Below are 12,525 nucleotides of genomic sequence, written 5' to 3' on the forward strand. Positions count from 1 at the left end.
CCCTGCTCTCCGTTGAGTGCTGGATCTTCGCCCTTCTGAGGGCCATCAGAGGGCGAAGATCCAGCACTCAACGGGCGGGGGCTAGCGGGTTACCGCCGCCGCCCAGGACAGCATGGGCGACTGGTTGTTGGTCGCCCTGAGGCGGATGGTCACCGGGCCGGGCTCCGCGAGGTCGACGTCGTGACTCAGCACCTCGCTCGGGTTGCCCGAGTCGAGCCTGACCGAGCCGACCGTCCGGCTCCCGCCGTCGTGGTCGAGCAGGACGTCGGCGCTCCTGCTGTTGCCCGGCCACCACGAGTGGGAGCCGGCCACGACGGTGTACGAGCCCGCCGGGAGCGTGAAGGTGTACGACACCTCGGCGCCCACCTGGTTCGCCGTGTACGTGCCTGTTGTCGTCATCTTGTCGTACTCGCCGGCGACCTCGCCCTTGTAGCTGATGGCTCGTTCTCCCGTCGCGTCCTGGCCCCAGTGCCCCCACGCGGCGTCGCCGTCGCGCACCTGGTCGGGAGCCTCGTTGACGAGGTCGTCGCCGACCAGGTCCGCGATCGCGCCGTGCGCGGGTGAGTCGTACCCCAGCGAACCGCCGCTGGTCGCGTTGACGTCACCGAAGGCGACAGTCCCGCGCGGCACCACCTCGACGTGCGCCGTCGCGGTCAGCGGGCCGTACGTGCCCCGGACCTCGGTCGCCGCCCAGGCCTCGTCGAACGCGGCCGCGTCGACGGCCCAGTCGACCGGCACCTCGCGGGTGCTGCCGTCGGTGAGCTCGGCCGTCAGCGTGTCCGGCAGGTCAGGCGCCTCGCCCGTGTAGGTCGCCGTCCGCGGCTCCTCCAGCTCGACGATCCGGTTGATGACCGGCGCGGACGCCGTCTCGAGCCGGGACACGAGCTGCGCGGCGCCCTGCCCGTCGAGCCGGTAGGCCGCCGGGTCCGCGAGCGCCGTCCGCGCGGCGGTGATCCCGTTCTGCAGGACGGCCCAGTCCACGTCGGTGAAGTCGTCGGTGCGCTCGACGGCCTCTGCCTCCTCCAGGGCGTGCTCGAGCGACCGGTCGTCGGCCGCGTCGGACGCCGGGGCGGAGACGACGCCGACGGCGTCGACGTTCAGGGTGCCGGACGTGACGGTGAGGGTCACCGTGTGCTCGCCCCATCCGAGGCCGCGCAGCTCGTAGGCCTGCTGGTACTGGCCCGAGGCTCGGGTCCGGGCGTTGACGGCCACCGGCTCGCCGTCGACGGTCACGTCCAGGCGTGCGGAGCCGTCGTTGGCTCCCAGCACGTCGAGCCCGGACCCGGTGAACGTGTAGCTCACCGAGGCGCCGGTGCCCTGGCTGACGGACGACGTGCGGCCGTACTCGAACATGCCCTTGCCGTTGTCGTGCGCCCAGTCGCCGTCGTAGACGAGCTTGGTCGCGGCCGGGTCGGTGAGGTCGGTCATCTCGTGACCGTCGAGGTACTCGCCGTAGTACGGCACCTCGTCGTCCACGCGCTCGACCGTGAGGTTGTCGAACTGGGTCCAGTGGAACCCGCTGGCCAGGTCGACCCAGCCGGACAGGATCGGTGCGTCGTCGGTCCAGGTGAAGACCTGCTCGCCGTCGACCCACCCGGTGACGCGGTCGCCCGCCACCTGCACGGACAGCTCGTGCCAGGCGTCGGCCGCCCAGCCGTCGGTCGCGACGGAGCCGCTCCGGACGGTCGTGCCGAGGCGGTCGAGCTGCCAGGTCCCGTCGGAGACCAGCTTGAGCGCGTACGGCGTGCCGCGCAGGTCGTGGGAGGTGCTGCCGCCGCTGGAGCGTGCGCCGAGGGCCGCGTAGTTGTCGTCGGCGGGGCCGCGCTCGAAGCGCACGTCGACGGTGGCGCGGTAGTTGCTCCAGCGCCGGTCGCCGACGGCGGTGACGGGGGCGCCGTTGTTCCACGCGCCGCCGACGCCGGTGCCCGCACGGTCGACCTGCTGGCGGAGCACCCACTGGCCGTCGTCGGCCCGGTAGGACTCGAAGGAGCCGTTGCGGTCCCACGTGTACAGCGGGATCGCGCCGGTCTCCCCGCCGCGGGACTCAACGAAGTCCTCGCGCGCGCCGGTCAGGCCGCCGCCCTCCGCGACGACGGGGACGGTCCTGCCCTCGTAGTCGAAGTCGTCCTCCCACAGCACGCCGTGCTCCGGGTCGGCGTCGAGCACGGTGCGCTCGCCCTCCACGGGGAGCGGCGTGGTCCATCCCTCGTCGTCCGTGACGTCGAGGGACGTGACGGTGGCGATGGAGTAGGGCTCGACCGTGAGGGTGTAGCCGCCCTGGGCGTCGGCGGTCAGGTCTCCGGCGTGGCGCTTGTACCGCTCGTCGAACGCCTCGCCGTCCTCGGCCGCGCGCGTCTCCCAGACGTCGAGCACCGGGTCGGTGCCGAGGTCCAGGTCCTGTGGTGTGATCCGGTAGGTCCGGGGCGACTCGGAGTCGTTGACCAGCACCGTGGAGAAGTCGCTGCGGTCCGGCGCGGCGAGGGTGAGGTAGTTGGGGCCGCCGTTCCGCCCGTTCACGGGGTTGGTCCCGGTCGCCGTCGAGGCGGACGCCTGCGGCACGGTGCGCCAGATGCCCGCGGTGTTGTCGTCGTTCTCCCAGCCCGTGACAGCGAAGCTGGAGAAGTGCTGCAGCGCCGCCAGGCCGGCGTCGTAGTGGATCCATCCCGACCACGGGTCGCGGGCGCTGACGAGCTCCTTGTACGAGTACTGCCCGCCCTCGTAGAACGAGCCGATCGCCGGCTGGTAGACGAAGTGCGTGCGCCGGGAGTTCACGAAGCCCTTCACGATGGTGTTCGCCATCTCCAGGGAGCTGCCGGTCCCGCCGAGGCCGGTGCCCTCGACGGTGGGGTCGGCGGTGTTGTTGTTCGGCCGGAACGAGGAGTTGCTGAAGGTGGCCTGCGCCTCGCTGTTCCAGATCTGCTCGTCGAGCTCGTCGGCGAGCCGCGTGAAGTTCCCGGCCGCGTCGTCGTTGGTGTTGTAGTGGAACCCGGAGGCGCCGACGACGTCGCGCAGCGAGGCGTCCGCGACCATCTCGTCGCCGAAGGTGCCGGTGCCGACCTCGTCGGAGATGACCACCTGGATCTGGTGGAACAGGTCGGCCTCACCCGCGCGGAAGCCCGCGAGCCGGGGGTCGTCGCTCACGTAGCCCGTGTCGTCGGTGCGCACGCGCTCGGCGTACTCCCTGGTCCACGCCAGGTCGGCGGAGTGCTCGTTCACCCCGGGGTTGACGTAGTCGACCATGTAGCCGTAATCGCGGTACGCGGCGAGGATCGTGTTCTTGTACCAGTCGTAGATCTTGTCGTTCGTGTTCGCCCAGGGAGCTGCGTTCCAGCGCAGGATCGACACCTTGAGGTCGGGGTTGACCTTCTTGGCGTCCGCGGCGAGCTGGAAGCCCGGGTGCCTGCGCACGTTCGCCGGCTCGTCCTGCGTGCGCATCGTCGCCACGTCGGAGCCGGTCGAGTTGTTGCGGTCGTCGCCCATCTCGATCTTGACGTGGTGCATGATCGGGTGCTCGCCGCCGAACAGGACCTGCAGCAGCTCCGCGTACTTCTCGGGCTGCTCGGACTTGTAGTCCATCAGCAGGGCGCTGGTGCTGTTGGCACTGAGCACGCCGAAGCCCTTGAACGTCAGGCCGTTGACGTTGTCCGCGGCGATGTCGTCGCCGTCGACGGTGATCTCGGTGGTCTCCGCCGCGGCGAGCGCCGTGGCGGCGCGCGGTGCGCCGGCGGCCGACGTCGCGGCTCCCGCCACGACGAGCGACGACCCGACGACCCCACACACCAGCATCCCCGCGATCGCCGCTGCTGACACGCGTCTGCGTCTCATGGGTTTCCCTTCCTCGTTGAAGTGGTTCGTCGACGTCGCGGTCGACGGGCCGGAGCGGTCCGGCACCCGCAGGCCCCTCGGGGCTCGTCACGCGGTGCAGATCTCCGTTGAGCTGCACTCGGCGACCGTCGACGTCGATGTTCGTTTATGTTCGGACAGGTTCCGGAAGTGACCGATACGTTAGCCCGAGTGCGCGCGGACGCCAACAGTTTGTTCGGTAGTGATCGTTTCGAGTGGCTCTCCACGGCAAGACCGACTGCGGCGGGGCGCTGTGCGCGGTGAGCGACGCGCCGGAACAGCTCGACCTGGGCGCCGCAGCACAGGGCACCGTTGCGTCTCCCGGACGAGTGCAGAGTTGGTTGCGGGCTGCCGTCGCCGGTGCAGAGTTAGCTGCGGTTCCGGCTCCACGTACCGCAACGATGTCTGCACCCGTCGACCAGTGGCGCGTCGAAGTCTGCACTCGGCGGCGGGACGAGCCGGTCCGCCGGCAACGCAAAAGGCCCCGGACCGCAGTCCGGGGCCGTGCTGGTGGGCGATACTGGGATCGAACCAGTGACCTCTTCCGTGTCAGGGAAGCGCGCTACCGCTGCGCCAATCGCCCGAGGTGGGTACGGGATTCGAACCCGTGTGTACGGCTTTGCAGGCCGCTGCCTCGCCTCTCGGCCAACCCACCGTGCTCCCCACCCAAAAGCGGGTTTCGAGCGGATGACGGGACTTGAACCCGCGACCCTCACCTTGGCAAGGTGATGCTCTACCACTGAGCTACATCCGCGATGCACCAGCTCGGACCCTTTCGGGCCCCTGTGGTGACGCTCCGGAAGAGTAGTTCACAAACGGTGTGTCGGTCCAATCGAAATGACCACGCCACCTGCGACGCGTCCTCGGGACCGAGCCAGGTTATGTTCGGCGGTATGAGTGCGACCGATGTGATCCCCGCCCACCTCATCCCGCTGCTCGAGGCGCCGAACTACGCGTTCCTCGGCACGATCCGGCCGGACGACACCGTGCAGGTCAACCCGATGTGGTTCGACTTCGACGGCGAGACGCTGCGCTTCACCCACTCCGCCAAGCGCGCCAAGTACCGCAACTTGCAGCACAACCCCTCGATGAGCCTCTCGATCCTCAACGACGAGAACCCGTTCAACTACCTCGAGGTGCGCGGCCGCCTGATCGAGGCCATCCCGGACCCGACCGGGGCGTACTACGTCCACCTGGGCAAGCGGTACGGCCTCCCGGACACGCAGCCGCCGTCCGACAGCCCCGACCGCGTCATCCTCGTGATGAGCATCGAGCACTACACGACGCAGTAGCCCGGCATCCCTGCCACGACCCTCCCGCGGGTCGACCAGCAGCCCCGGCGAACCGAGTCGAGCCGCACAGGCACACGATCTGTGGGCGGAGCTGCATCGACGCATCCTTCCAGAGTCGCGCGGGTGAACGTGCACGCTGGGCCGGCGACGGGACCACGGACCCGGACCCCCCGGCCGGAGCACCCCCGCAACGCGCGAAAGGCCCCCTGGACAGCGTTTCCGCTGTTCAGGGGGCCTTCGAAGGTGGTGGGCGATACTGGGATCGAACCAGTGACCTCTTCCGTGTCAGGGAAGCGCGCTACCGCTGCGCCAATCGCCCATGCTGCATTGCGAGGTGGGTACGGGATTCGAACCCGTGTGTACGGCTTTGCAGGCCGCTGCCTCGCCACTCGGCCAACCCACCGTGCTGGGTGCTCTCTTCAGCCGAAGATCCTACGAGAGCGGCTTTTCCGAGCGGATGACGGGACTTGAACCCGCGACCCTCACCTTGGCAAGGTGATGCTCTACCACTGAGCTACATCCGCGAAGCCGGGCATCCTGGGGTTTCCCCCGGTGTTCCGGCGTGATCTGAACATTAATCGACGGGAGGGCGAACCGTCCAATCGCACGCGCCGCCGTACGGTTGTCCCGTGTCCCCCAGCCCGGCCCATCCGCCCGCAAAGCGCACGATCGCGCCAGTTCGGTCTCGGTCCGTCCTGGCTACTCCCCCGCCCGACGTGACCGGCGACACCAGCTGGGCACGCTTCGCCGGGCGCACGGCGACCGATGCGGTCGAGTGCATCGACGTCCTGACCCAGCCCGAACGGCTCGCGACGGGAGCCTGGTTCGTCGTCGCCGACTTCGAGGCGGGCACGCACGCGGGCCCCGGCACCCGCGCGGGCGGCCGGGCACGCGCGTGGCGCTTCGCCCGCGTGCACGACGACGTGCACGACGACGCCGTCGCGCCCCCCGCCGGCTCCTGGCACGGCCCGCCGCACGACGCCTGGACGTCCTCCATGGACCGCGCCGGCTACGAGGCCGCCGTCGGCCGGGTACGCGAGCACGTGCGCGACGGCGACGTCTACCAGGCCAACATCTGCCGGGTGCTGTCGGCGCCGCTGGGTGGCGCGCACGGCGCCGAGCCCGACGCCCGGGCGCTCGCCGCACGGCTGGCCGCGGGCAACCCCGCCCCGCACGCCGCCGCCGTCCACGTGCCCGCCGCCACCGGGCTGGACCCCGTGTGGGTGGTGAGTGCCTCCCCCGAGCTGTACCTGTCCGTGCGGCAGGAGCCAGGGACGGGGACCGTCGTGGAGTCGGGGCCGATCAAGGGCACCGCCCGCACCCCCGGCGGGCTCACCGACAAGGACCGGGCCGAGAACGTGATGATCACGGACCTCGTGCGCAACGACCTGCAGACGGTCTGCCGCCCCGGCACCGTCGAGGTGACCTCGCTGCTCGCCGTCGAGGAGCACCCCGGCCTGGTCCACCTCGTCTCCCGCGTCCGCGGCACCCTGACCGACGACGTCGCCGGCTCCGGCGACCTGTGGCGGCGGCTGCTGGCCGGCACCTTCCCGCCCGGTTCGGTCTCGGGTGCGCCGAAGTCGAGCGCGCTGCGGATCATCGGCGAGCTGGAGCCCGCGCCCCGCGGCCCGTACTGCGGCGCCGTGGGGTGGGTGGCCGACGGCGCGGCCTCCCTCGCCGTCGGCATCCGCACGTTCTGGTGGGCCGACGACGGATCCGGCGGCGTGCTGCGGTTCGGCACCGGCGCCGGCATCACCTGGGGCTCCGACCCGACGGCCGAGTGGCACGAGACCGAGCTCAAGGCGGAGCGGCTGGTCGCGCTGGCGTCGTCATAGGGACGTGGAAGTCCTGCCGCGCAGGCCGATGAGTTCTGCCCGGCCGCTCCGTCGGACAGGCATGGGAATCATCAAAGCAGATATGGCAGTGTCGCTCGACGGCTACTCCGCCGGGCACGACCAGAGCCTCGAGCACCCGTTCGGGCCGCTCGCGGGCGAACGGCTGCACACCTGGATGTTCGAGCACGGGGACGCACACAAGGCCGAGGTCGACGCGGTCGTGGGAGCCGGCGCGTACATCATGGGGCGCAACATGTTCACCCCCGGCCGTGGGTCGTGGGACCAGGACTGGAAGGGCTGGTGGGGTGAGAACCCGCCGTACCACGGGCCCGTCTTCGTCCTGACGCACCACGCGCGCGACCCGATCCCGATGGAGGGCGGCACCACGTTCCACTTCGTGACGGACGGCATCGAGAGCGCGCTGGAGCAGGCCCGGGCGGCCGCGGGCGACGGTGACATCTCCATCACCGGAGGAGCCACCACGCTGAACGAGTACCTCGCCGCTGGGCACGTCGACGAGCTACGGCTGCACGTGGTGCCCTTCACGCTCGGCTCGGGCACTCGCGTGTTCGACGGCGTGCCGCCCATCGAGTTCGGCTCCACCTCCGTACGGCACACGCCAGAGGTCACGCACATCACGTTGCGCCGGTGACAGACTGGGGCGCATGACCGTCATCTGGACAGAGGGGCGCATGGTCGCGCCCGACGAGGCCGCGCTCAGCGCGGTGGACCACGGCATCACCGTCGGCGACGGCGTCTTCGAGACCTGCGCCGTCCTCGGCGGTCAGGCGTTCGCGCTGACGCGACATCTCGCACGCCTGGAACGCTCGGCGGCCGGCATGGGCATGGCGGACCTCGACCTGCACAAGGTGCGCGGCGGTGTCGACGCCGTCCTCGCCGCGGCACCCGACGCCGGACGCCTGCGCATCACCGTGACGGACGGCGTCGGTCCGCTCGGCTCCGGTCGGTCGGACACACCGCAGACGGTCGTCGTGGCGGCGACCCCCGCCGTCGTCGTCCCCACCGGGCGCGCCGCCCGCTCCCCGTGGACCCGCAACGAGAACAGCGCGGTCGCTGGCCTGAAGACCACCTCGTACGCCGAGAACGTCGTGGCGCTGGCCGACGCCATCGCCAAGGGCGGCGACGAGTCCGTGTTCGCGAACACCCGGGGCGACCTGTGCGAGGGCACCGGCTCGAACGTGTTCATCGAGATCGGTGGCGAGCTCGTCACTCCCCCGCTCAGCGTGGGCTGTCTGGCCGGCATCACGCGCGAGCTGCTGCTCGAGTGGGGCGCGGAGGCAGGGCTGCCCGTTCGCGAGGCGAAGGACGGGGAGCTGCCGTTCACGGTGCTCGACCAGGTGGCCGCCGGTGAGGCTCGGATGCTGCTGACGGGATCCGTGCGCAACGTGCAGCCCACGGTATGGCTGGACGGCGTGGACCTGGAGGTGGGCGAGCTGTCGAGCGCCGCGCGCGACCTGTTCGAGCGGAACATGCGGGAGCGGATCGATCCCTGACCCGGCTGGGCGATTCGGATTTCGCATCCGCGCTCGAAGCAGGCTAATATCGTCCACGCACGCCCTACGGGGTTGGCAGCACGGGCGATTGGCGCAGGGGTAGCGCGCTTCGTTCACACCGAAGAGGTCACTGGTTCGATCCCAGTATCGCCCACCGTGCAGAAAGGCCCTCCAGCCAGTGGAAACGCTGAGCGGGAGGGCCTTTCGCATGCCCTCGACGCGAGGATGGGCACGGCGATGACTGGCACGGCACCCGACGGGGCGAGAGCCCGGACGAGCGATACCGGGACAGAACCGCACGTTGGTGGTCAAGGCCGTCGACCTCCGACGCCGACCCGCAAGCTGATGCTCACTCCACGTGTCGAGCCGAACCTTGCACGTCGATCCGCGTGCGCTGGCACGTGTTCGTTGCGGCTCGGCACCTCAGTCCACCAGGGAGTTGCGGTTCGGCGCCCACAAACCGCCCGCGCCGCACGACCGAGCCGCACGCCGGAACCCCGGCCGAGCGCGCCTCAACTCACAGCGGACCGCCGACCGCCGTGGCAGCGCCGACGTCCTTGACGAACGCCCCCATCACCGCCGCACACTCGCGCGAGTGGGTCTCGAGCAGCATGTGGCCGGCGTCGTACACATGCATCTCCAGCCGGTCGAGGTCCCTCGCGTAGCCCATGATCTCGGCCAGGTCGAAGTACGCGTCGTGGCGCCCCCAGAGCACCAGGCACGGCGGCTGATGGATCCGGTGGTAGTCGGCGAGCTCACCGAACCGGGCGACGTGGTTCGCATAGTCGCGGAACAGCCGGAACTGGGCATCGAGGTTTCCGGGCCGCGACATCCGCTCCCAGTCCAGGTGCCAGGACTCGGGCGGCTGGAGCACCCGTACCCGCTCCGGCACCCCGCTCACGTACTCGTCGCGGACGCCCTCGAAGTTGAGCCACTCGGGCAGCCGCGCGCGGTTGGCCTCCGAGGGGTCGGCCCAGTACGCCCTCGCACCGTCCCACTGGCTGCCCAGCCCGTCCTCGTGGGCGTTGCCGTTCTGCACCATGAGGCCGAGGATCCGCTCGGGGTGCCGCGTGGCGAGGTGGTAGCCGACCGGGGCGCCGAAGTCGTGCAGGTAGACGAAGAACTCGTCCACCCCGATCCGGTCGAGGAACGCCTCGACCGTGTCTGCCAGGTGGGCGAACGTGTAGTCGTACTCGTCGACACCTGGCGCGGCGGAGAACCCGAAGCCCGGTAGGTCCGGCGCGACGACGCGGCTCACCTCCGCCAGCGGCGAGAGCACCTGCCGAAAGCTGTGCGAGGAGCTGGGGAAGCCGTGCAGCAGCAGGACGCAAGGCAGGTCTTTCGCGCCTGCCTCCCGGTAGAAGATCTCCAGCCCGCCGACGTCGAGACTGCGGTGGCGCGGCTTGTCGAACGCGTCCATCTGGACCCCTCCTCTTGCTGGTCGGCGTCCGGGCGGCGCCGGCCGACCGGCGCCCGGTCCCGGGCTGGCCCACTCCGACCAGGCTAGCCGGGTGCCCACCGGCGCAACCAGTTCTCGTCCCGCTAGTGACATAGGCAGGATTCCTCACTAATATCCACTTTGCTGACAGTCCAGTAAGTACAACGACGTACCGAACGGAATACGAGGAGATCTCCCCATGTCACGACCCAGACCCAGATTCCGCAGGCTCATGCGCGCCGTAGCGGTACTCGGCACGCTCGCCGTCACCGCTGCCGCCCTCGTGGTCACACAGCCCACGACCACCGCCACGGCGGTTCCCGCCACCATCCCCATGACCATCACCAACGACTCCGGTCGCGGAGACCAGGTCTTCGTCTACGTGCTCGGCACCCCCGGCGAGGGCCGGCTGGGCTGGTCCGACGCGAACGGCACGTTCCACCAGTGGCCCACGGTGGGCGGGGTGCCCGTGGACGCCCCCGACGCCTCGATCGTGGGCCCGGCGGACGGGCAGTCGAAGACCATCCAGCTGCCCAAGATGTCCGGCCGGGTGTACTTCTCCTACGGCAGCAAGCTGTCGTTCAAGATCGTCAACAACGGGCAGCTGGTGCAGCCGGCGGTCCAGAACCCGCAGGACCCGAACCGCAACAAGCTGTTCGCCTGGACCGAGTTCACGCTCAACGACGACGGCCTGTGGATCAACAGCACCCAGGTCGACTTCCTCTCCGCCCCCTACCAGACGGGCCTGAAGAAGAGCGACGGCACCGTGCTCAGCACCGGCATGCTGAAGCCGGACGGCTACGCCAACGTGGTCGACGCGCTCAACAGCACGCCTGGCTGGGGCAACCTGGAGCAGTACGCGCCCGACGGTTCGCTGCTGCGGGTCCTGGCCCCCGGCCACGCGATCGAGACGGGACAGATGGACGCCAACATGATGGCCGGCTACGTCGACCGGGTGTGGGCCAAGTACGCGAACGAACCGCTCACGGTCGCGCCCTACTCGTACGACCCGGCTGCTCGGTTCACGGGCCGCGTGGTCAACGGCGTCATGCGGTTCACCGACGCCTCGGGCGCCTACGTCACGGAGTTCCGCAAGCCGTCGAGCGACTCGATCTTCGGCTGCTACAAGGACCTCGCGGCGCCGAACAACGACATCGGCGCCATCGCCCGCACGCTGTGCGCCGGGTTCCATCGCACGACCCTGCTCACCACCACCACCCAGCCCGGCACCAGTACGTCGGGTTTCTACCAGGAGTCCGTGACCGACTACTACTCCAAGTACATCCACGAGCAGATGGCGAACGGCCGGGCCTACGGCTTCGCGTTCGACGACGTGCTGGCACAGGAGTCGCTGGTGCACGACGGCAACCCCACCGCCGCCTACATGCAGCTCGACCCGTTCCAGGGCGCCGCGACGCCCATCGCCGGCTCCGACGGCGGCGGTGACGACGGCGGCGGTGACGACGGGTCCGGCCTGCCGCAGGGCACCAGCGCCGTCCACGCGGCGAACGGCATGTGCGTGGACGTCCCCTGGGCCGACTCGCACGACGGCAACCCGCTGCAGATCGTGAACTGCAGCGGCAACGCGGCCCAGTCCTGGACCCGGTCCGGGTCGACGCTCAGCGCGCTCGGCCGGTGCATGGACATCTCGGGGGGCAGCACCGCGGACGGCGCCGTGGTCCAGCTGTGGACCTGCAACGGCACGGGCGCCCAGAGCTGGACCTACCGGTCCGCCTCACAGGCCCTCGTCAACCCGCAGTCCGGCAAGTGCCTGACGGCGGTGGGCGGTACTCCGCTGCACGACGGCCAGCGTCTCGAGATCCGCACCTGCTCGAGCACGGACGCCCAGCGCTGGACCTTCTGAGTCCCGGCTGAGTCCCGGAGCACGGCCCCCGTCCGCACCGGACGGGGGCCGTTTCAGCGTCGCACCGCGTACCGCAGGTGCACGGCGCGCCGCCCCTGCACGGTGACCGGGTCATCCAGCAGCACCCGCCCGCCGAGGTTCGCGAAGTACGGGATCCCCTCCCCCAGCAGGACGGGCGCGAGGCTGACGCACACCTCGTCCACCAGGCCGAGCGTGAGCGCCTGCTGGGCGATGCTCGCGCTCGCGATGGTCACGTCCTGCCCGCCCGCGATCTCCCTGGCCCGCTCGACGGCCGCGCCGACGTCGCCGACGAACGTCGTCCGCGGCCAGCGGTCGGCGTTCTCGGGGGTGTGGTGGGTGACCACGACGACCGGGGCGCCGACAGGGTGGTTGTCCTCCCACCCGTCGGTGATGTCGAACAGGCGACGCCCCGCGACGAGGGCCCCCACGTTCCCGGTCAGGTCGTGCAGCACCCCGGCACTGGCCTCGTCGACCGTGAGCGAAATGTTCTCGTTGGCGCTCGGCACCACCACGTCGCCGGCGCCGTACCAGTCGAAGAGATCGTCGATGCGGTCGTGCGGGTCGGCGATGAACCCGTCCAGCGACATGGTCATGTGCGTGAAGATCCTGCTCATTGCACTCTCCCTCCGGTTTCCCTGACCGTACGACTGCGCCCTCTCCCTCCGGTTTCCCTGACCGTACGACTGCGGAGGACCGCAGTACTCATCGGTGGACGGCT

8 protein-coding genes and 7 tRNA genes are annotated in these 12,525 nt (G+C 70.2%); 6 read left to right on the forward strand and 9 right to left on the reverse strand.

Going from position 1 to position 12,525, the window contains the following annotated elements:
• Positions 1–81: 81 nt before the first annotated feature.
• The 4 genes from ACYVK7_RS10350 to ACYVK7_RS10365 all read right to left on the reverse strand — a co-directional run bounded on the left by ACYVK7_RS10350 (position 82) and on the right by ACYVK7_RS10365 (position 4,597).
• Positions 82–3,825 carry an Ig-like domain-containing protein gene (locus ACYVK7_RS10350; RefSeq protein ID WP_460887603.1) on the reverse strand — a complete coding sequence of 1,248 codons (3,744 nt, stop codon included), beginning with the start codon at positions 3,823–3,825 and terminating at the stop codon, positions 82–84.
• 526 nt (positions 3,826–4,351) lie between these two features.
• A tRNA-Val gene (locus tag ACYVK7_RS10355) sits at positions 4,352–4,426 on the reverse strand.
• 1 nt (position 4,427) lies between these two features.
• Positions 4,428–4,498 (reverse strand) — tRNA-Cys (locus ACYVK7_RS10360).
• 27 nt (positions 4,499–4,525) lie between these two features.
• A tRNA-Gly gene (locus tag ACYVK7_RS10365) sits at positions 4,526–4,597 on the reverse strand.
• A 139-nt stretch (positions 4,598–4,736) separates the two neighbouring features.
• On the opposite strand from ACYVK7_RS10365, the gene ACYVK7_RS10370 reads away from it, so the two are divergent.
• Entirely contained in the window at positions 4,737–5,135 is a 399-nt protein-coding gene (locus ACYVK7_RS10370) for a PPOX class F420-dependent oxidoreductase (RefSeq protein WP_460887604.1), read from the forward strand.
• Positions 5,136–5,379: 244 nt separating this feature from the next.
• Here ACYVK7_RS10370 and ACYVK7_RS10375 read toward each other — a convergent pair.
• The 3 genes from ACYVK7_RS10375 to ACYVK7_RS10385 all read right to left on the reverse strand — a co-directional run bounded on the left by ACYVK7_RS10375 (position 5,380) and on the right by ACYVK7_RS10385 (position 5,659).
• Positions 5,380–5,454, reverse strand: a tRNA-Val gene (locus ACYVK7_RS10375).
• A 13-nt stretch (positions 5,455–5,467) separates the two neighbouring features.
• Positions 5,468–5,538, reverse strand: a tRNA-Cys gene (locus ACYVK7_RS10380).
• A 49-nt stretch (positions 5,539–5,587) separates the two neighbouring features.
• A tRNA-Gly gene (locus ACYVK7_RS10385) sits at positions 5,588–5,659 on the reverse strand.
• A gap of 192 nt (positions 5,660–5,851) precedes the next feature.
• On the opposite strand from ACYVK7_RS10385, the gene ACYVK7_RS10390 reads away from it, so the two are divergent.
• The 4 genes from ACYVK7_RS10390 to ACYVK7_RS10405 all read left to right on the forward strand — a co-directional run bounded on the left by ACYVK7_RS10390 (position 5,852) and on the right by ACYVK7_RS10405 (position 8,638).
• Positions 5,852–6,970 (forward strand): chorismate-binding protein, encoded by a 1,119-nt coding sequence (locus ACYVK7_RS10390; protein ID WP_460887922.1) that lies wholly within the window; start codon positions 5,852–5,854, stop codon positions 6,968–6,970.
• Positions 6,971–7,031: 61 nt separating this feature from the next.
• On the forward strand, positions 7,032–7,622 hold the full coding sequence (locus tag ACYVK7_RS10395; RefSeq protein ID WP_460887605.1) for a dihydrofolate reductase family protein: 591 nt from the start codon (positions 7,032–7,034) through the stop codon (positions 7,620–7,622).
• A 13-nt stretch (positions 7,623–7,635) separates the two neighbouring features.
• Positions 7,636–8,484 carry an aminotransferase class IV gene (locus ACYVK7_RS10400; RefSeq protein WP_460887606.1) on the forward strand — a complete coding sequence of 283 codons (849 nt, stop codon included), beginning with the start codon at positions 7,636–7,638 and terminating at the stop codon, positions 8,482–8,484.
• 82 nt (positions 8,485–8,566) lie between these two features.
• Positions 8,567–8,638 (forward strand) — tRNA-Val (locus ACYVK7_RS10405).
• Between the two features lie 363 nt (positions 8,639–9,001).
• Here ACYVK7_RS10405 and ACYVK7_RS10410 read toward each other — a convergent pair.
• A complete protein-coding gene (locus tag ACYVK7_RS10410) occupies positions 9,002–9,904 on the reverse strand; it encodes an alpha/beta fold hydrolase (RefSeq protein ID WP_460887607.1) in 903 nt (300 codons plus the stop codon).
• Between the two features lie 217 nt (positions 9,905–10,121).
• Here ACYVK7_RS10410 and ACYVK7_RS10415 point away from each other — a divergent pair, with 217 nt between their 5' ends.
• Complete coding sequence (locus ACYVK7_RS10415) at positions 10,122–11,786, forward strand: beta-1,3-glucanase family protein (protein WP_460887608.1); 1,665 nt, start codon at positions 10,122–10,124, stop codon at positions 11,784–11,786.
• Between the two features lie 53 nt (positions 11,787–11,839).
• On the opposite strand, the gene ACYVK7_RS10420 is transcribed toward ACYVK7_RS10415, so the two are convergent.
• On the reverse strand, positions 11,840–12,421 hold the full coding sequence (locus ACYVK7_RS10420; protein ID WP_460887609.1) for a dihydrofolate reductase family protein: 582 nt from the start codon (positions 12,419–12,421) through the stop codon (positions 11,840–11,842).
• Positions 12,422–12,525: the final 104 nt, after the last annotated feature.

The sequence above is a fragment of the Promicromonospora xylanilytica genome (genome assembly GCF_054782895.1).